Below are 19,218 nucleotides of genomic sequence, written 5' to 3'. Positions count from 1 at the left end.
ACAGGAGGTGGCCGCATGTCGTGGCGCATGCCCGCAGAGACCGCGCCGCACGAGCGCACGTGGATGGCGTTCCCGCGCCCCGGCCTCACCCTCGGCGACGACGCCGCGTCGGCCGAGGAGGCGTATGCCGCGTGGACCGCGGTCGCGCACGCGGTCGCCCGGTTCGAGCCCGTGACCATGGTCGTCGACCCGGTCGAGCGCGATCGGGCTCGCCGCATGCTCTCGGCCGACATCGCGCAGCTCGAGGCGCCGCTCGACGACTACTGGATGCGCGACATGGGTCCGACGTTCGTCTTCGACGACGAACGCCCGGGGGTTCTCGGCGGCGTGGACTGGATCTTCAACGGCTGGGGTGCGCCGAAGTGGGCGACCTGGGCCAACGACCGCGAGATCGGCCGGTTCGTGACGGATGCCGCGGGCGCCGAGCTCGTCTCGTCGATGCTCGTGAACGAGGGGGGTGCCATCCACGTCGACGGCGAGGGCACGGTGCTCGTCACCGAGACCGTGCAGCTCGACCCCGGACGCAACCCCTACGCCGACAAGGCCCGCGTCGAGGCCGAGCTCGCCCGCACCATCGGCGCGACGCACGTGGTCTGGCTGCCGCGCGGCCTCACCCGCGACTACGAGGACCTCGGCACGCGCGGGCACGTCGACATGGTCGCGACCATCGCGTCGCCCGGCACGCTGCTCCTGCACGAGCAGCCGAACCCCGAGCACCCCGATCACGTCGTGATGCGCGAGCTGCGCGCGTTCCTGTCGCAGGCGACGGATGCCGCGGGCCGCCGCTTCGAGATCATCGACCTGCCCGCACCCGCGCAGCTGCGCGACGATGAGGGCTTCGTCGACTGGAACTACGTGAACCACCTGGTCGTGAACGGCGGCGTGATCGCGTGCGGCTACGGCGATGAGCGGGCGGATGCCGCGGCGCGCGACCTGCTCGCGGCCGCCTACCCCGGGCGCGAGGTCGTGACCGTCGACGCCCGGCCGATCCTCGCCCGCGGCGGCGGCATCCACTGCATCACCCAGCAGCAGCCGGCGGTGACGCGATGAGCGCGGACGACCGCCGGTTCGACGTGGTCGAGGCCTCCATCGCCGAGCTGCGGCGGGCGCTCGAGGAGGGCCGCACGACGGCGGTCGGGCTCGTCGAGGCGTACCTCGCGCGCATCGACGCCTACGACGCCCCGGGCACGCCGACCGCACTCAATGCCGTCGTCGTGCGCAACCCCGACACGCTCGCCGACGCCCGCGCCTCCGACGAGCGCCGCGCCCGGGGCGAGACGCTCGGTCCGCTCGACGGCATCCCGTACACCGCCAAGGACAGTTACCTCGCTCGCGGCCTCACCGCCGCGGCCGGCTCCCCCGCGTTCGAGCACCTCGTCGCGCAGCGCGACGCGTTCACGATCGAGCGCCTCCGTGCCGCCGGCGCCGTGCTCATCGGCCTCACCAACATGCCGCCCATGGCGAACGGCGGCATGCAGCGCGGGCTCTACGGTCGCGCCGAGAGCCCGTACAACGCCGACTACCTCACGGCCGCCTTCGGCTCGGGCTCGTCGAACGGCTCGGGCACCGCGACCGCGGCGTCGTTCGCGGCGTTCGGGCTCGGCGAGGAGACCTGGTCGTCGGGTCGCGCCCCGGCCTCGAACAACGCGCTCTGCGCGTACACCCCCTCGAGGGGTGTCATCTCGGTGCGCGGCAACTGGCCGCTCGTGCCGACGATGGACGTCGTCGTGCCGCACACCCGCACCATGGCCGACCTGTTCGAGGTGCTCGACGTCATCGTCGCCGACGACCTCGAGACGCGCGGCGACTTCTGGCGCACGCAGCCGTGGGTCGAGCTCCCGGCCGCGTCGGCCGTGCGTCCGGTCTCGTACACCGCGCTGCTCACGGGCGGTCGGGCGGGCGCCGGTGAGGCCGCCCGCGCCACCCTCGCCGGCAAGCGGTTCGGCGTGCCACGGATGTACGTCAACGCGGACCCCGACGCCGGTACCGCCGAGCCGGGACGCACCCCGGGGATCGGCGGATCCACCGGGCAGCGCATCGAGACGCGCGCCTCCGTCATCGAGCTCTGGGAGGCCGCGCGCCGCGACCTCGAGGCCTCGGGCGCCGAGGTGATCGAGGTCGACTTCCCGGCGGTGTCGAACTACGAGGGCGATCGGCCCGGAGCGCCGACCATCGCCACCCGCGGTCTCGTCAGCCCCGAGTACCTGGCACGCGAGATCCTGGACCTCTCAGCGTGGGCATGGGAGGACTTCCTGCGAGCGAACGGCGACCCCGCGCTGCACTCGCTCGCCGACGTCGACGGAGCCCGGATCTTCCCCCGGCCTCCGGGCGTGGTCGACCGCTACACGGGGTTCGACGACGACATCGCCGTCTACCCCGAGTGGGTGCGCTCGCACCCCGGTGCCACGTGGGCCGACATGCCCGAGCTCGAATCCGGGCTGCGCGGGCTCGAGGAGACCCGCCGCCTCGACCTCGAGGCGTGGATGGACGGGCTCGGACTCGACGCCGTCGTCTTCCCCGCGGTCGCCGACGTGGGCCCGGCCGACATGGACGTGAACCCCGCCTCGGCCGACCTCGGCTGGCGCAACGGCGTGTGGGTCGCGAACGGCAACCTCGTGCCGCGGCACCTCGGCATCCCGACCGTGACCGTGCCCATGGGGCTCATGCGGGACATCCGGATGCCCGTGGGCCTCACGTTCGCCGGACGCGCCTACGACGACACGGCGCTGCTGGCGCTCGCGGCCGCGTTCGAGACGACCGGTGCGCGACGCACGGAGCCGCCGCGCACGCCGCGGCTCGGGTGAACGCGGTCAGTCGTTCCGCCAGTTCTGCCAGTCCTCCCAGTCCCACCACGGCATCATCGGCCCGACGCCGTCCCAGAGCCCGGTGAAGGCGTTCGAGATCGCGGACGTGATGAGCGAGAGCGCGAAGATGGACGCCGTGATGATCCACGCGATCATCTTGTGCTGCTCGTAGTCGGGCAGCAGGCGCCCCTCCTTGTCGCGCTGCACGCCGGCGAGCGTGAGGATGAGATCGATGAGCCACCAGATGCCGAAGCCGCCGATCGTGAGCAGCTTCACGATGCCGGTGCCGATCTTGCCCAGGTAGAAGCGGTCGACCCCGAGCCATCCGAGGAGCCAGGCGAACATCCACGTGGCGATGAAGGAGCGGGGCGACGGCTCGGTCGACATCGGCCGTGAGCCCGGCGGGGCGGCGGGTGGCGGGTACGCGGCGGCCGGACGGTTCGGATCTTCGGGCGGGTACGCGGTCATGACGGTTACCTCCTCGACGCGCCCAGTGTGCTCGCCGCGCGGGCGCGCGCGATGGGTCGAAGGTCCCGTAGCGGCATCCGCTCAGCGCACCTCGACGGTGCGCTCGTGCAGGCCGGTGGCGCCATCGGGCACGACGCCCTGCACCTCGGACGTCTGCACCTCGCCGTCGGCGTTCACGGTACGCACCCGGAGCGTGTGCGAGCCGGAGGTCGCGTCCCACTCGAAGCGCCACTGCACCCACGTGTCGATCGAGATCGCGGTGGCGAGGGTCGCGGCCTGCCACGGTCCGTCGTCGACCTGCACCTCGACGCGCTCGATGCCGACGTGCTGGTGCCAGGCCACGCCCGCGACCGTGACGGCGCCGGCCGCGAGCGATTGCCCGCGGCGCGGCACGTCGATGCGGCTCTGGAGCTTGATCGGCCCGCGCTCGCTCCATCCCCGGTCGGTCCAGTAAGCGGTCGCGCGATCGAAGCGCGTGACCTCCAGGTCGACGACCCACTTGGTCGCCGAGACGTAACCGTACAGTCCGGGCACCACCATGCGCACCGGGAACCCGTGCTCGGGGGGCAGCGGTTCGCCGTTCATGCCGATCGCGAGGATCGCGTTGCGGTCGTCCTCGAGCACCGCGAGCGGCGTCGACGCCGTGAAGCCGTCGACACTGCGGGAGAGCACCATGTCGGCGTCGGCCGTCGGCGCCGCGCGCGCGAGCAGTTCGCGGATCGGATGGCCCAGCCACACGGCGTTGCCGATGAGGCCGCCGCCGACCTCGTTCGAGACGCACGCGAGGGTCGTCACGCTCTCGTCGAGGGGGAGGGCCAGCAGTTCCTCCCAGGTGATGGTGACCTCGCGCTCGACCATGCCGTGGATGCGGAGGCTCCAGCTCTCGGGGTCGACCGCGGGGACGGCGAGCGCCGTGTCGATGCGATAGAACCGGGCGTTCGGAGTGATCACGGGGGCCAGGCCGTCGATGTCGAGCTCGGCGCCCGGCGGGATCGGCGCGGTCGCTCCGGGGCGGGGGAGCGTGATCGTGTCACGGATCGCCGTGACCGCGCGTGAGCCCGCCTGCAGGGCGTAACCACCCAAGGCGGCGAGTGCCCCGAGGGCTGCGGCCCCGCCCGTCCAGGCGAGGAAGCGGCGTCGGTCGACCCGCGGCTCGGTTGCTGCGTCTTCCGAGTCGACGGATGATTCGGGCGCCACGCCGGAGTCGAATCCGCGTGTCGCGTCATTCGTCCTGCGACTCGACACGGCCGCCCGCGGCAGTCGACGCACGAGGAACTGCAGCGCGAGCACGGCGGCGATCGCCGCGATCGCCGGCGGCGCGAAGGCGAGCATCGTCGCGTTCGCACGTGTCACGGCCGCGAGGACGCCGACCGCGCCGAGGAGCCCGATGAGCAGTCGCCCGAACGGGGGACGGCGCACCTCGAGCACGCCCGCCGCGCCCGCGACCACGACGAGCACGATGCCGATGCCCACGAGCAGGGCGGCCTTGTCGCCGGTGCCGAAGAGCGCGATCGCGGCGTCCTTCGCCCATGGCGGCGCAAGGTCGATGAGGAGGGCCCCGACGACGACGAACGGACTCGACGCGGGCGCGAGCAGGGCGGCGGCGAGTTCGCCGACACCGGTGCCGAAGGCGACGGATGCCACGCCCGCCGCGGCGGGCAGCACCCAGGCGCGTGCGGGCCCGCTCGGCTCGGTCATGCCCTCAGGCTACGCGCGAGGTGCGGACCGCACAGGTGCTGGAGCGCGGAGTTCCTCGGGCCGTAATGTTCTCCGGAGGCCGGCCGCCCTCACCCCGCGGGCGCGTGCGCGGTGAGGAACGCCGCGACCGGCTCGGCGAGCGAGGCACCCACCTCCGCCGCCGGACGCTTCGCGCCCTTCACCTCGAACGAGTGGTTCGCGTTCTCGATCCACTGCAGCGTGGCCGTCGGGCCGATGCGTGCAACGACGTCGTCGAGCTGCTCGTTCGGGATCGCGAACGGGTCGTTGCGTCCCTGCAGGAAGAGCATGGGCACCGTGATGCCCACGAGGTGCTCGTCACGCGCCTTCTCGGGCTTCCCGGGGGGATGCAACGGGTACCCCAGGTAGACCAGACCCGCAGCGGGCATCCCCTCGGCCACGGCCATCGAGGCCATGCGCCCGCCGAAGGACTTCCCGGAGGCCCAGACCGGTTGGCCGGGAGAGCCGGCCTCGGCGGCGCGAACGGCGGCCGCCTCCATGGCCGCGCGCCACGTCGCGATCGCGACGGGCGGCCGGTCGGGGAAGCGCCGCCCCGCCTCCCGGTACGGGAAGTTGAAGCGCAGCGTGGCGAAGCCGAGCGCGTCCATCGCCCGCGTGAAGCCCGACATGAACGGATGCTCCATGCCGGCGCCCGCTCCGTGCGCGACGACGATCGTGGCCGCGGCATCCGCCGGTCGACGGAAGATCCCCGAGACGGGCGTGCCGTCGACGTCGATCGTGATGCGCTGCTCGTCGGCCCGGCGCTGCTCCCCGGTCATGAGCTCAACGCCTCGAAGAGGTTGCCGACGCCCTCGAGCACGGTGCCGCCGGCGTCGACGAGGTCGCCGACGGCGGCGACGAGCTCGACCGCTCCGCCGGCCGCGTCGAGGGCGACGGCGACGTCGGCGGTGACGTCGATGGCGTCCATGAGCGTGTCGAGGTTCGTGCGCTCGAGCGCGTCGTGCTCGAGGCGGAGCTGCGCCATCCACTCGCGTTCGAGCCCGAAGAGCACCGCGTACGGCAGCAGCCGCTCGTGCAGGTGGAACCGGGCGAGCGGCTCCGACCCGGAGGACGCGGGGTCCGCGCTCGGGTGTCCTGCCGAGGCGTCCGTCGAGGCATCCGTCGAGGCATCCGTCGATCTCAGCTCCGCCCCGGTCGGCGACTGGAGCACGCGGATCCGGTCGGTCTCGGCGAGCGCAAGGTATCGGCGGAGCCCGTCGAGGTGCTCGCGTCGCGGGCGGGCCGCCGGCAGGAACCGACGCCAGGACGGCGGCGTGACGAGGATGGTCGCGATCGTCGCAGCGAGGGCCAAGATGGTCGCGACGAGGGCCGGCCAGTCGACGCCCACGAGGGTGATGACGATGAGCAGCGCCTCGACGAACATGCCGAGGTAGGCGAGCACCGTGAGCGTCATTCCCGGCCACGTCACGCGACGTTCGGCGATGAGGCCCTCGCGTGCGAGCGCGTGCTCGGCGTCGGACACCACGGCGCGGAGCCGGGCGGCGAGCGCGCGTCGGTCGGAGGAGAACCGGCGCACGCGCCCGTGCGTGTGCTCGGGGCCGAACAGCGCGTCGAGCAGGTCGATCTCCTCGGGGCTGAACGTCGCGCCGGGCACGAGTTCCACGCCGATGGGCTCGCGCCTCGAGCGACCGCCGGCGAGGAGGCGCACCTTGCGTTTCACCGCGAGGTCGATCAGCGCAGCGGATGCCGCCCGCCGGTCGGCGTTCGCGAGCAGCGCGTCGCGCAGCACCGTGGAACCCCGCTCGGGTGCGTACTGCACGACCAGTGCGGTCGCGCGCTGCGCGGCGACGGCGCGTGCCACGGTCCCGAGCCCGAGGATGAGGAACGCCGGAACGATCGCGATCAGGATGACGGCGGTGAGCACGGGCCCAGTCTAGGAGTCCGCACGGCACGGGAACGAGAGGCGGGTAGACCGAGAGCGGGTCCGTGGAGGCTGTGGGCTCACCCTTCACGGACCCGCCGATCTCGACCCATCAGGATCGATGGCGCCCAGCCTAGGGAGCCGAGGCGGGTGCCGCAGGCTCGCTCGGCCGATTCTCAGGCAATGTTCACCTCGAGCGCGTTGCGGCGGATCGATCGGCGGACTACCAGCCCTCGTCGAGGACCCGTTCGAGCATGTCGACGAAGAAGTCCGCCGACTCGCGCGACAGGCACAGCGGCGGTTTCGTCTTCAGCACGTTCTGGTGATCGCCCGTCGGCTGCATGATGACCCCGAGCCCGAGGAGCCGGTCGCAGATCGCGGCGGTCTCCTCGGTGGCCGGCTCGAGGGTTGCGCGGTCGCGCACGAACTCGACGCCGAGGTAGAGGCCGAGGCCGTGCACGGCGCCGATGAGCGGATGTCGCATCGCAAGCTCCTCGAGTCGGCGCTTGAGGTACGTGCCGGTCTCGGCGGCGTTCTGCTGCAGCCGTTCCTCGCGGAACGCGTCGAGCACCGCGAGTCCTGCGACGCTCGACGCGGGACTGCCGCCCGTCGACGAGAAGAAGTAGCCCTGCGTGCGATACCGGGCGGCGATCTCGCGCGTCGTGATGACGGCGCCGAGCGGGTAGCCGTTGCCGGCGGCCTTCGCGACGGCGACGATGTCGGGCACGACCCCCTGCTGCTCGAAGCCCCAGAACCAGTGGCCGAGGCGTCCGTATCCGGCCTGCACCTCGTCGGCGATGGCAAGGCCCCCGACCTCGCGCACGGCCGTGTAGACCTCGGGGAGGTAGCCGTCGGGCAGGGGGATGCCGCCGGCGTTGCCGGAGAAGGTCTCGGCGATGAAGGCGGCCGGCGGTCGGTCGTCGGAGGCGAGGCGCCGGATGCGCTCGGCGGCCTCCGGCGCGTAGCGCGTGGCATCCGAGCCCCGATGGACGCCGCGGAACGGGTTCGGCGCATCGAGTGCATGCACCCAGTCGGGGCGCGTCGCGAGCGCGCTGGGGTTGTCGGCCGTCGAGGTGCTGACGGCATCGGAGGCGTACGTCCAGCCGTGGTAGGCCTCGAGGAGCGAGACGACGTCGCGTCGCCCTGTCGCTGCCAGGGCGATGCGGATCGCGAGGTCGGTGGCCTCGGAGCCCGAGTTCACGAGGAACACGGTGTCGAGCGGGTCGGGGAGGAGTGCCGCGAGCCGTTCGGAGAACTCGACGACGGCGCCGTAGTTGAAGCGCGAGTTGGTGTTCAGCGTGCGCAGCTGCTTCGCGACCGCCGCCGCGAGCTTCGGGTGTCCGTGTCCGAGCGGGGTGACGTTGTTCACCATGTCGAGGTACACGCGCCCGTCGGTGCCGACGAGGTGCTCGCGCCAGCCGCGCTCGATGCGGGGCGGTGCGTCGTAGTAGTGCTCCTGCACCTCGGCGAACGTGCGGTCGCGGCGGGCGATGAGTGCTGCGGCGTCGCTCCTCGCCGTGGCCCCGGTGGTCGAGGAGCCGCGCAGCGGCGTCTCGAGACCCCCGCCGTCCAGCCCCATCGCGCCCGCAGGGTCCTCGGTCACGGCCAGCCAGCCGGGGGCGTACTCGGGCCGAACGAGGTGCGGGACGCGCGGGGCTCCAGGCGCTTCGAGGCGGACGCGGGCGCGCGTGCGCGCGAGCACGGCACCGTCGAGGATGACGGCGCCGTCGGCCATCTCGATGACGAGCCGTGCACCTCCGTGCGCGGTCAGGCGTTGCGGCTCGGCGAACCAGACGTCGATGCCCGTCGGCACGGTCGCCGCCGACGAGGCCGAGCGGATGCGGCTCGCACTGAGCCTCGGCGTGCCGCGCTCGAGCCAGGCGACGGATGCTCCGGCATCGAGCGCCGCGAGCGCCAGCCGCTCCTCGAGGTCGGGGTCGAGCCAAGCTCCCGAGTCGACGTCGTCGGAGGTGAGGGACACGTCGAGGCGCACCGCGCGGGTGACGTCGATGCCGGGGCTGAGGTCGACGGTCGTCGCCTCCGCCACCGCGCCTCGATCACCGCGCTCCAAGTCCAGCGCATCGGCGATCACCGCCGTCATCACCTCGACCGGCACCGAGACGGCCTGCTCGAAGATGCGCCACTCGCGCTCCACGCCGCTCGCGGCGTAGGCGTTCGTCCCGCCGTCGAGCTGCACCTGGTGCTCGCCGCTGACGACGAGTACTGCGCCGCGCAGCACGACGAGGGGCCAGATCGCCGAGATCTCGGCCGGCGACAGCGGCCGGCGCTCGTGGAAGGCGCGCACCGCCGGCAGCGCCGACGTCGGCTCGGCGCCCGCGTGGTGCAGCACCGAGGAGATCGTGATCGCGAGCTCGGCGACCGCCCAACTGCGGGTGACGTCGCCGAAGTCGATGAGCCCGTCGGGCGTGCGGATGCCGTGGTCGGTCGAGCAGACGACGTTGTCGTCGGTGAGGTCGAGGTGCACGGCCTGCTGCGGCAGGTCGGCGGCGACGGCGTCGAGCCGCGCCCAGGCGGCGGCCGCGGCATCCGTCACCTGCTTCCGCCGCGCCGGCTCGGGATGATGCGGTGCGAGCAGTTCGACGACGCGATCGGCGTGCCGAGGGTCCCACTGCAGCACGCGGTCGAGGCCGTCGTGCTCGAAGTCGACGAGCGCGAGACTGGCGCGGGCGGAGAGTTCGCCCATGCGGGCGACGGAGCGCGCCGAGAGGTGGGCGCCGCCGGTCAGGGTTCCGCCGGGCAGGTGGCGGATGAGTCGGATGCTCCGCGGCCCCTCGCTCGTGTCGGCGACCACGTGACGCGGTGAGCCCGAGGCGTCGACCATCGTCGTGGCGACGCGCAGGTCGGGCGCGCTCGCCGCGATGCGCGCGGCCGCAGCCTCCTGCGCCGCGATCTCAGTCGCGCTGAACGCGGGATTCGTGACCTTGACGACACCGGCCGGAGTGCCGTCGGCGGTCGCGAGGAAGTTCTGGTCCTGCTGGCTGCCGAGCGGCTCGAGCTCGACGTCGAGGCCCCACTGTTCGCGCACGATGGCGGCGACCTCGCCCGCCGCGAGGTTCGGCGCCGGCAGCTCGCCGGTTCCGAAGAAGTCGAATCCGGTCCTGCGCCCCGTGTCCTCGGCGTTCGCGTGCGACATCCGCGCCCCTTTCCGATTCGACGATAGCCACCCGGTCGGATGCGTCCCCATCTCCGTCGTGTCGATTCGCGCTGCCGCGATTCGCCGCGGCGCTGCGGGTCAGAGCGGAACGGCCTCGCGCTCGAGCCGCTCGAGCCGGTCGGATGCGAGCAGCTTCAGTGCCGTCACGTCGTGGAAGTGGACGGTGGCGCCGAGCAGCTGCTGGGTCTCATGGATGCACTCGAGGAGATCCCAGCGAGCCGAGACGAGGTCTCGTTCCACCAGGAGCTCGAGCATGTCGGTGTCGATGCCGTTCGCGAGGTCGCCGACGATGCGCGGGTTGCGGGCGTCGTATCGGCGAAGTACCTCGAGGAGTTGCCGGCGCCGCACCGTCACCCGGTCGCGGAGCGGCAGCGATGCGAAGTCGCCGGCCGCGTCGGCCAGCAGACGCGCACCCTCGAGGGAGCCGGATGCTTCGGCCGCGCGTTCGGTGGAGACGGCGGCGCCGTGGGCGATCGTCGGCTCGTGCACCTCGGTGAAGGCGAGGACGGCATCGCGCAGTACGGCCTTCTTCGTGCGGCCGAGGAAATGCGCGAGATCGGCGACCAGCTGGCCGGTCGACACGTCGACCTTCACACTGCGCTCGGTCATGTGGCCTCCCCTGTTCTCTCCGACGGACGGGACGCGCTCACGATATTCATCGGATTGCGTGCCCGGAACGTGCACGCGTTCACCTGTGGAGGATTCGCGGCGCCCCGTTGCTGTGGAGGACGCCGTCTCGCGAACGACCGTTTCATTCCCAACGTCGGTGCCCGAGTGCCCGAGTGCCGGGGTGCCGGGGTGCTGAGGTGCCGAGGTGCCGAGGTGCCGAGGTGCCGATGTCTCGAAGTGCCGACGTACCGAAGTGCCGGAGTGCCGGAGTGCCGGAGTGCCGGGGTGCCGGAGTGCCGGAGTGCCGAAGTGCCGGAGTGCCGGAGTGCCGGGGTGCCGGAAGGCACCGCCCCCGCCGACGAAACAGTCGGATCGGAGCCGCCGACGTCGAGCCGCGATCAGCGGCGTCGTGTCTACCCGGCCGGACGCCGGTCAGGCGGCGGGCGTCGAAGGCGGCGCGGCGGCGCGGCGCCGGCGCAGCTCAGCGGCAACGCGAACGGTGACCGTCGTCACGAGCACGGCCACCACGGCGATGATCGCGGCCACTCCGGTCACCGTCGATGCCGGGGCATCCGTCAGCCGGGCGATCGCGATCCAGGCGAGTCCCCAGCAGAGCGACAGCGTGGGTGCGATCCGTCCGCCGTCCCAGACGGCGAGCGCCACCCCCACGAGCCCGGCGACGGCGACCACGATCACCGCCCACGTCTCGGGCGGGATGCCCCAGCCGTCGAAGCCTGCCGCGACGAGCGCCGCCGTCACATTCGCCGCCGTCGCGACGATCACCCACCCCAGGTAGAGCCCGACGGTGCCGTCGGTCACGATCGCATCGACGACATTCCGAGCCGGGTACTCCAGGCACTGCGCGAACGCGTAGACGAGCACCACGAGCAGCACGACGATCACGGGCACGCTGAGCCAGAGCAGGTCGAACTGGATGCTGAGGATCCACGCCGCGTTGAGCACGAGCGACGCCGCGATCGGGTAGCCGACCCGACGGTGCCGCACGTTGGCGCGCTGCGCCGGCAGGAACTGCCAGACGGCGTAGGTGAGCAAGCCGAAGTAGATGACCGACCAGATGCCGAACGCCGCGCCGCCCGGGGCGATGAGCGTCGCATCGGCCGCGAGGGCGCCGCCCGCGGCATCCTGGATCGGCGTGCCGCCGGCCGCGCCCGACCCGATGAAGGCCCCCACCACGGCCACCACGGCACTCACCGCCACCGTGAGCTGCCGGGCCAGATCGCCGCCCGTTCGCCGTCCCTCCGCCGCTGACGTCGTCATCACCGCTCCTGCCGTCGTCTCGTGGATCCCCGGTCGTGTCGCAGTGCCAGCCTATGCAGGGGGCGCCCCGGTGCCCATCAGTCCGCGCGGAGTTCCTCGCGAATCCGTCGCAGGTCCTCCATGAGCGACCCGACGAGGATCCAGTGCCCCGACGCAGGCGGAGCGACCACGAGCGCCGACGTCAGCGCCGGCATCTCCGACGTGAGCGGCTCGGCCTCGGGCTCCGCGACGCGCACGGCAAGACGAACGTCGTGCGCCACCCGGCGCAGCTGCTCGGCGATGGCGCGCACCGTCGGCTCGTCGTGCAGCGTCTCGTCGTAGTGGTCGGCGAACGCACGCGTCATCCCGATCAGCTGCGTCACGATCGGACTCAGCTTCGTGAGCAGCTCGCGCAACCGGCGCAGCTCGCCGCGGTGCGCGGAGCGACGCGGGTTCAGGGTGAGCGACTCCTCGCCGGCGACGATCGCGGCATCCGCGGCATCCCGCATCGGGCGCAGCAGTCGCGCCTCGATCATGAGCCCCTCGAGGTCGGCGCGCGAGCGGGCCTCGCCGAGCGCGTCGGCGAGACGGTCGACGGATGCCGCGAGCTCGCCGCCGAGCCGCGCGAGCTGCTCCCGAGCCGGGGCCACCGCCACCGGCGGCACGATGAGCGCGTTCACGATGATGCCGATCGCCGCGCCGATCAGCGTCTCGAACACCCGGTCGAGCGCGTACTCGGGCGAGGACGCGCCGAGCGCGAGCACGAGCATGGCGCTGATCGCCACCTGGTTGCTGGTCACGGGCGTCATCTTCAGCGCCCACGCGACGAGCATCGCGACGACGATCGCGACGAGGATGACCCACGTGCTCTGCCCGAGCAGGAGCGAGAGCCCCGACGCGACGAGCACTCCGAGGATGACGCCGATCGAGCGCTCCAAGGCCTTGCCGAACGATTGGTTCACGCTCGGCTGCACCACGAGCAGCGCCGCGATCGCCGCGAACACCGGCAACTGGCCCTGCACCACCCAGCCCGCGACGAGCCAGGCGGCTATGGTCGCGACGGCCGACTTCAGCACCTGCAGCAGCGGCACCCGAGTCGTCGCCCGGAAGGTGGCCGTGATGCGCATGCGCCAAGGCTAGCCGCGCGCGGGCTCCACCGGCTCGGCGGGCTCGCTCGGCCCGGCGTGCTCGCTCGGTGCCACGCGCTCGATCGGCCCGGCCGCTTCGCCCACCGGCTCGATCCGGGGGACGCGCCGGATCGACGCACTCACGACGGCGGCGACCGCACAGAGCCCGGCCGCGCCGAACCACGCGATCGTGTAATCTCCCGTGTGGTCGCGCACGAGCCCCGCGGCGGTGGCCGCGATCGCGGCGCCCACCTGGTGCGACGCGAACACCCAGCCGAAGACGATGGGGCCGTCGGCCCCGAACACCTCGCGGCAGAGCGCGACGGTCGGCGGCACGGTCGCCACCCAGTCGAGTCCGTAGATGACCACGAAGACGATGATCGGCGGCTGCACGGTCGCACCGAGCAGGAACGGCAGCACGGCGAGTCCGACCCCGCGTCCCGCGTAGTAGATCGCGAGCAGGATGCGCGGGTTCACGCGATCGGTGAGCCAGCCGGATGCCACGGTGCCGACGATGTCGAAGATGCCGACGAGTGCGAGCAGGCCGGCCGCGGTGGTCTCCGGCATCCCGTGATCGTGTGCGCCCGGGATGAAGTGGGTGCCGACGAGCCCGTTCGTCGTCGCCCCGCAGATGGCGAAGCCGGCCACGAGCGCCCAGAAGGTTCGCTTGCGCGCGGCCCGCGCGAGGGTCGTGAGGGCAAGCCGGGCGGCGTTGCCGCGAGGGCGAGCCGGTGCCGTCCAGTCGTCGGCGGCGCCGAACGGCGTCGTGCCGAGGTCGGCCGGCCGATTCCGGAGGAAGACGAGCACAAGCGGCACGACCGCGAACGCGGCGATGGCGACGAGGAGCGACGCCTGCCGCCACCCCTGCTGCTCGACGAGGATGGCGATGAGCGGCAGGAACGCGAGCTGCCCCGTCGCGCTGCCCGCCGTGAGCACGCCGACCACCAGGCCGCGGCGCCTGACGAACCACTGGTCGGCGACCGTGGCCGCGAAGACGAGCGCCATCGATCCGCTGCCGAGGCCGATCATCACGCCCCACGTGAGCACGAGCACCCACGGCGCCGTGGCGAAGATGCTGAGCGCGGCGCCGGCCCCGACGAGCACGAGGGCGAGGCTCGTGACGGCCCGCATGCCGAACCGCGCCATGAGCGCGGCCGCGAACGGGGCCATCAGCCCGTAGAGCAGCAGATTCACCGTCACCGCGGTCGAGAGCTCGGTGCGCGTCCAGCCGAACTCCGCCTCGAGCGGCAGCATGAGCACGCCCGGCGCGGCGCGGAAGCCGGCCGCCCCCACGAGCGCCAGGAACGCGACTGCGGCGACGATCCACGCCGGGTGCAGGGAGCTCGTGTGCCGGGGTGTGCGCGTGGTCATCCCCCGATTCTCACGTATGGCGCGGGGCATCCGTGCCGTGGGATCCGGTCATCCTCCCGCGGGATCCGGTCGGCGGCCGCCGACCACGCCTCAGACGCCGCGGGTCAGCCCGGCGAGCGCCTCGGCGATCGACTCATCGCCCGACACGAGGTCGAACTGCGTGCGGGACGCCGCGCCGGTCTCGAGGAGCGCGGCGATCGTCGCCGCGACATCCGCTCGGGGGATCGAGCCCGCGGGCAGCGCGGCGCCGACCCGCACCGATGCGGTGCCGGACTCGTTCGTGAGGCGGCCCGGTCGCACGATCGTCCAGTCGAGGTCGCGCGATCGCACCGAGGCATCCGCTTCGCTCTTCGCACGCAGGTAGAGCTGGAACACGTCCTGCGAGTCGGGATCGAACCGGTCGGCGCTCATGGCCGAGATCACGAGGAGCCGGGGGACTCCGGCCGCCTCGGCCGCGTCGGCGAGCAGGATGGCGGCGTCCCGGTCGACGGTGAACTTGCGCGCGGCCGAACTGCCCGGGCCGGCCCCGGCCGCGAACACCGCGGCATCCGCGTTCTTCAGCACCTGGCCGACCTCGTCGACGGATGCCTCCTCCAGGTCGAGCACGACCGCCGCAGCGCCCGTCGCGTCGACGTCGGGGCGGTGCTCGGGGTTGCGGATGATCGCGATCGGCTCGTGCCCGGCGTCGGCGAGCAGGCGTTCGAGGATGAGGGCGATCTGGCCGTGGCCTCCGGCGATGACGACGCGCATCGCCCCAGTCAACGCGGCCCGGCCGAGCGGCGCAAGTGACGTCCGGAATCTCTCGAACAGGTCTTGGCACTCTCTGCCCGAGAGTGCTAATCTGAACCTACTTGAGTCGGATGGACTCAACTCTTGGACACACCGCCGCGAACGCGGCAGCGAACAAGGAGGAGAAGCCATGGCTGTGTACTGGGACCCGTTCCGCGACCTCGACCGCCTCGCGCAGGGACTGATGGACACCCGACAGGCGCCGCGCATGATGCCGATCGACCTGCACCGTGACGGCGACCACTACGTGCTCTCGGCCGACCTGCCGGGCGTCGACCCTGGCTCGATCGACGTGGACGTCGACGGGCAGTTGCTCACGATCCGCGCCGAGCGCACCCTGCGCTCCGAGTCCGACGTGCAGTGGCTCGCGCACGAGCGCCCGAGCGGTTCGTTCCTGCGCCAGCTCACCCTGGGCGACGGCCTCGACACCTCCGCGATCAGCGCGCATTACGACAACGGCGTGCTGAGCGTCGTCATCCCGGTGAGCGAGAAGGCCAAGCCGCGCAAGGTGCAGGTGCAGAGTGCGCCGCACGCCGAGAAGGAAGTGACGACCGGGGCGTCGGCGTCGAGCTGACGAACCGAGCACGAACGGATGCCGCGGGCCGAGCCCCGCGGCATCCGTCCGTGACGCGTCGGTGGGCGGGGCTAGCGTGGCCCGTATGACGTCGCCCGCCGCGAACCTCGCCCAGCTCGCCACCGACTTCTGGGAGTGGCGCGACGCGACCTCGTTCCGCACGTCAGACGACATCCCTCGCGTCGAACGGCCCGCCGGGTGGGTGCCTCGCTTCGATCCGGCGGCGATCGAGGAGTTCCGGAGCGCCCTCGGCGGATTCGCCGAGCGGTGGCGCGACATCGATGCCGAGGCGCTCGCGGCGCTTCCGGTCGAAGTTCAGGTCGATCACCGGCTGCTCGGCGCGGCGCTCGCCCGCGTGCACTGGGAGCTCGACGTGCTCCGCAACTGGGAACGAGACGCCGTGTTCCTCACGTCGCAGATCCTGGGTCCCTGGTTCGACCTGCTGCTCGCGCCGCCGCCGTTCGAGGCGACGCGGCAGGCCGACCTCGTGCGCGTGCTCGAGGCGGTTCCGGGGGCCGTCGACCGGGCGATCGCGAACCTCGAGCGGCAAGGAGTCGCCACACTCGCGCGCGTCGCGGCCGCCGAGCTCGCGGGCATCGGAGCACGGCTCGCGCACTCGGTCGAGGAGCTCTCGCCGCTGACGGATGCCGCGACCGCCGCGGCGCTCGCCGCAGCCCGACCCGCCGCGAGCGACGCGCTCGAGCGGTACCGTACGTGGCTCGAGGCATCCGCCGACCGCCTCGCGCCCGACGTGGTCGTCGGACGCGACGCGTTCGTCTGGTACCTGCGGCACGTCGCCCTCGTCACGGCCGAGCCCGAGGAGCTGGTGCGGGCTGCCATGCAGGACGTTTACCGCAGCGTGGTCGGCGAAGCCGTGTCGCGTACACGTCATCGTGACCTCCCCGAGGCGCCGCTCGCCGCCGATTCGGCGGCCCTGGTCGCCGCCGAGGAGGCCGCCGAAGCGCAGGTCCGCGCGTTCTCCGACGCCGCCGGCCTGCTGAGCCAGCTGGCGTCGCTGCGTCGCTACCGCTTCGCGGCGACGCCCGCGTACCTCGAGCCCGTCGCGTTCCTCGGCGTCACCGACGATCTCACGAGCATCCGACGGGTCGCGCACGACGCGACGTCGTACGTGCCCGAGCCTTCTCCCGACCTGCCGTACTTCGATGCCGCGAGCGCCCGCGACCCACGGCTCGGCATCATCCACGAGGGCGCCCACGCCCAGCAGTTGGCGTTGTCGTGGGCCCATCCGAATCCGGCGCGCCGGCACTTCATCGACTCGGTCGCGAACGAGGGCATCGCGCACTACAACGAGGAGCTCATGCTCACCGCGGGGCTCTTCGAGGACGCCCCGCACTCTCGAACGATCGTCCACAACTTCGTGCGGCTGCGAGCCCTCCGGGTCGTGGTCGACGTGAACCTGGCGACCGGCGAGTTCTCGCTGCACGACGCGGTCGACTTCTTCGTGCGGATGGTGCCCATGGATGTCGCGACGGCGACCGAGGAGACGTCGTACTACGTCGCGACGCCGGGCCTCGCGATGGCGTACCACGTGGGCAAGCTCGAGGTGCAGCGCATGCTCGCCGATGCCGCGGTCGCCGCGCAGCTCGACGGCGCCGAGTTCTCGGTGCGCGAGTTCCACGACTTCGTGTGGCGCAACGGCAACGTGCCGATGTCGCTGCAGCGCTGGGAGCTCCTCGGCGATCGTGCCGACGTCGATCTGCTGGACGCAGCGGGCGCGTGGTACTCGGAGGCGTCGCTGGGCTGAGCGTTCCGCCCATCGGCGGCGGAGTGGGGCCGAGCGGGGAACGAGGACGCGTGTTCGGCGTCCGCTCGACGGATTCCTGCCATCGATGCGTCGAATCCTGCCGTCGCCACAGAGGCCTGCAATACCCCTCCCGGGTACTGCGTTGTCGAACTCCAACGTCATCGCACTCGAGACAAGGAGCACCTCTGATGCCAGCACCATCCGTGAGCCCGCCCGCGCCCCGCCGCTGGCTGGGTCTCGCCCTGATCGCCGCCGCGCAGTTCGTCGTCATCATGGACACCTCGATCATCGGCGTGGCGCTGCCCGACATCCAGGCCGCCCTGGGCTTCACGCCCGAATCGCTGTCGTGGGTCTTCAACGCCTACGTCGTCGCGTTCGGCGGGCTGCTCCTCCTGGGCGGTCGCCTCTCCGACGTGTTCGGCGCCAGGCGCGTGTTCGTCGCGGGCTGGGTGACGCTGCTGCTCGGCTCCGTCCTCGCAGGCGCCGCCGGCACCGCCGCCGTGGAGATCGCCGGACGTGCCGTGCAGGGCGCCGGCGCGGCGCTCATCGCCCCGGCAGCGCTCACCCTCCTGATGACGCTGTTCGGCGGAACCCCCGACCTTCCCAAGGCGTTCGCCGTCTACGGCGCGGCCGCCCCCATCGGCGGCACCGCGGGTGTGTTCCTCGGCGGCGTGCTCACCGAGTACGCGAGCTGGCCGTGGGTGTTCTACGTGACGGTGCCGATCGCCCTCGTCGTCATCGCGCTCACCCCGCTCGCCCTCCCGCGGGTCCGATCCGGCCGAGGCCGCATCGACCTCGGCGGCGCCGTCTTGGCGACGCTCGGCCTCGCCGCCGTCGTCTACGGCGTCGTGCGTGCGCCGGAGGCCGGCTGGGCGTCGGTCGAGACGCTCGTCGCGCTCTCCGCGGGCGCCGCGCTCCTCGTCGGGTTCTTCGCGATCCAGGCGCGGAGCCGCCAGCCGCTGCTGCGACTCGGGATCTTCCGCACACCGCAGCTCGGTGCGGCGAACCTCGCGCAGCTCCTCCTCGGCGCCGCGTGGGTTCCGATGTGGTTCTTCCTGAACCTCTACCTGCAGCACGTCCTCGGCGCAGGCGCGTTCGCGTCGGGCGCGGCGCTCCTGCCGATGACGGTGCTCATCGTCGTCGGCATGACGCTCCTCGCACCTCGCCTGCTCGCCCGGTTCGGGGCGAAGCCGCTCATCGTGTCCGGCTTCGTCCTCCTCGCGGCAGGCCTCGCGTGGCTCGGCTTCGCACGGCCCGACGGCAGCTACGTCGTCGACGTCCTCCCCGCGTCGCTCGTGGCGGCGCTCGGCATGGCGCTCGCGTTCGTGCCGTCGCTCGGCACGGCGATCGGAGCAGCCCGCCCCGAGGAGACCGGCGTGGCATCCGGACTCGTGAACACGAGCTACCAGATCGGCTCGGCGGTGGGCCTCGCCGCGATGACCGCGGTCGCCGCCGTCGTCACGCAGGGCGCCGTCACGCAAGGCGGGGCGGATGCCGCCGCCACGACATCCGGTTACTCCGCCGCGTTCTTCGGAGCCGCCGCGCTCGCCGTCGTCGGCGCACTCATCGCGAGCGTCCTCCTGCACCGCCCGCCGGTCACGTCGGCCGACGCGGACGCCGCAGGCCGCGAGGAGGCCGCCGCCGAGCGGAGCCGCTGAACGGAAGCAGCACGCGGGTGGGG

The 19,218-nt window shown here is 72.5% G+C and carries 15 protein-coding genes; 5 read left to right on the top strand and 10 right to left on the bottom strand.

The genetic code is table 11. The annotated features are described in order from the left end of the window. Nucleotides 1-15 precede the first annotated feature (15 nt). Both ACVFI9_RS17505 and ACVFI9_RS17500 read left to right on the top strand, forming a co-directional pair. Nucleotides 16-1,050, top strand: coding sequence for an agmatine deiminase family protein (locus ACVFI9_RS17505; protein ID WP_474763455.1), 1,035 nt, complete (start codon nucleotides 16-18; stop codon nucleotides 1,048-1,050). Further along, on the top strand, nucleotides 1,047-2,804 hold the full coding sequence (locus tag ACVFI9_RS17500) for an amidase (RefSeq protein WP_474763454.1): 1,758 nt from the start codon (nucleotides 1,047-1,049) through the stop codon (nucleotides 2,802-2,804). The genes ACVFI9_RS17505 and ACVFI9_RS17500 overlap by 4 nt, the downstream gene beginning before the upstream one ends. Nucleotides 2,805-2,810: 6 nt before the next feature. On the opposite strand, the gene ACVFI9_RS17495 is transcribed toward ACVFI9_RS17500, so the two are convergent. The 10 genes from ACVFI9_RS17495 to ACVFI9_RS17450 all read right to left on the bottom strand — a co-directional run bounded on the left by ACVFI9_RS17495 (nucleotide 2,811) and on the right by ACVFI9_RS17450 (nucleotide 15,159). After that, nucleotides 2,811-3,272, bottom strand: coding sequence for a TM2 domain-containing protein (locus ACVFI9_RS17495; RefSeq protein ID WP_474763453.1), 462 nt, complete (start codon nucleotides 3,270-3,272; stop codon nucleotides 2,811-2,813). An 81-nt stretch (nucleotides 3,273-3,353) separates the two neighbouring features. Then, entirely contained in the window at nucleotides 3,354-4,970 is a 1,617-nt protein-coding gene (locus ACVFI9_RS17490; protein ID WP_474763452.1) for a molybdopterin-dependent oxidoreductase, read from the bottom strand. Between the two features lie 89 nt (nucleotides 4,971-5,059). Then, nucleotides 5,060-5,767: an alpha/beta hydrolase family protein gene (locus ACVFI9_RS17485; RefSeq protein WP_474763451.1), complete on the bottom strand. Its 708-nt coding sequence runs from the start codon at nucleotides 5,765-5,767 to the stop codon at nucleotides 5,060-5,062. Next, nucleotides 5,764-6,873: a DUF2207 family protein gene (locus tag ACVFI9_RS17480; protein ID WP_474763450.1), complete on the bottom strand. Its 1,110-nt coding sequence runs from the start codon at nucleotides 6,871-6,873 to the stop codon at nucleotides 5,764-5,766. Before ACVFI9_RS17480 ends, ACVFI9_RS17485 begins: the two co-directional genes overlap by 4 nt. 220 nt (nucleotides 6,874-7,093) lie before the next feature. Further along, a complete protein-coding gene (locus ACVFI9_RS17475) occupies nucleotides 7,094-10,024 on the bottom strand; it encodes an aminotransferase class III-fold pyridoxal phosphate-dependent enzyme (RefSeq protein ID WP_474763449.1) in 2,931 nt (976 codons plus the stop codon). A 99-nt stretch (nucleotides 10,025-10,123) separates the two neighbouring features. Next, nucleotides 10,124-10,654, bottom strand: a complete 531-nt coding sequence (locus ACVFI9_RS17470; protein WP_474763448.1) for a hypothetical protein — start codon at nucleotides 10,652-10,654, stop codon at nucleotides 10,124-10,126. Between the two features lie 432 nt (nucleotides 10,655-11,086). Beyond that, nucleotides 11,087-11,932, bottom strand: a complete 846-nt coding sequence (locus ACVFI9_RS17465; RefSeq protein WP_474763447.1) for a tryptophan-rich sensory protein — start codon at nucleotides 11,930-11,932, stop codon at nucleotides 11,087-11,089. Between the two features lie 77 nt (nucleotides 11,933-12,009). After that, entirely contained in the window at nucleotides 12,010-13,038 is a 1,029-nt protein-coding gene (locus ACVFI9_RS17460; RefSeq protein WP_474763446.1) for an FUSC family protein, read from the bottom strand. Nucleotides 13,039-13,047: 9 nt separating this feature from the next. Continuing rightward, nucleotides 13,048-14,409 (bottom strand): MFS transporter, encoded by a 1,362-nt coding sequence (locus tag ACVFI9_RS17455; RefSeq protein WP_474763445.1) that lies wholly within the window; start codon nucleotides 14,407-14,409, stop codon nucleotides 13,048-13,050. A 90-nt stretch (nucleotides 14,410-14,499) separates the two neighbouring features. Further along, complete coding sequence (locus ACVFI9_RS17450) at nucleotides 14,500-15,159, bottom strand: NAD(P)-binding oxidoreductase (protein ID WP_474763444.1); 660 nt, start codon at nucleotides 15,157-15,159, stop codon at nucleotides 14,500-14,502. A gap of 169 nt (nucleotides 15,160-15,328) precedes the next feature. Here ACVFI9_RS17450 and ACVFI9_RS17445 point away from each other — a divergent pair, with 169 nt between their 5' ends. From ACVFI9_RS17445 to ACVFI9_RS17435, 3 genes are all read left to right on the top strand, one after another. Beyond that, entirely contained in the window at nucleotides 15,329-15,772 is a 444-nt protein-coding gene (locus ACVFI9_RS17445; protein WP_474763443.1) for an Hsp20/alpha crystallin family protein, read from the top strand. Nucleotides 15,773-15,857: 85 nt separating this feature from the next. After that, nucleotides 15,858-17,537 carry a DUF885 family protein gene (locus tag ACVFI9_RS17440; protein ID WP_474763442.1) on the top strand — a complete coding sequence of 560 codons (1,680 nt, stop codon included), beginning with the start codon at nucleotides 15,858-15,860 and terminating at the stop codon, nucleotides 17,535-17,537. A gap of 188 nt (nucleotides 17,538-17,725) precedes the next feature. Continuing rightward, nucleotides 17,726-19,195 (top strand): MFS transporter, encoded by a 1,470-nt coding sequence (locus tag ACVFI9_RS17435; RefSeq protein ID WP_474763441.1) that lies wholly within the window; start codon nucleotides 17,726-17,728, stop codon nucleotides 19,193-19,195. Nucleotides 19,196-19,218: the final 23 nt, after the last annotated feature.

The sequence above is a fragment of the Agromyces sp. NSFZ genome (assembly GCF_056156205.1).
The sequence above is the reverse complement of the archived record's forward strand: the minus strand, read 5'-3'. Positions and strand labels throughout refer to the sequence as shown.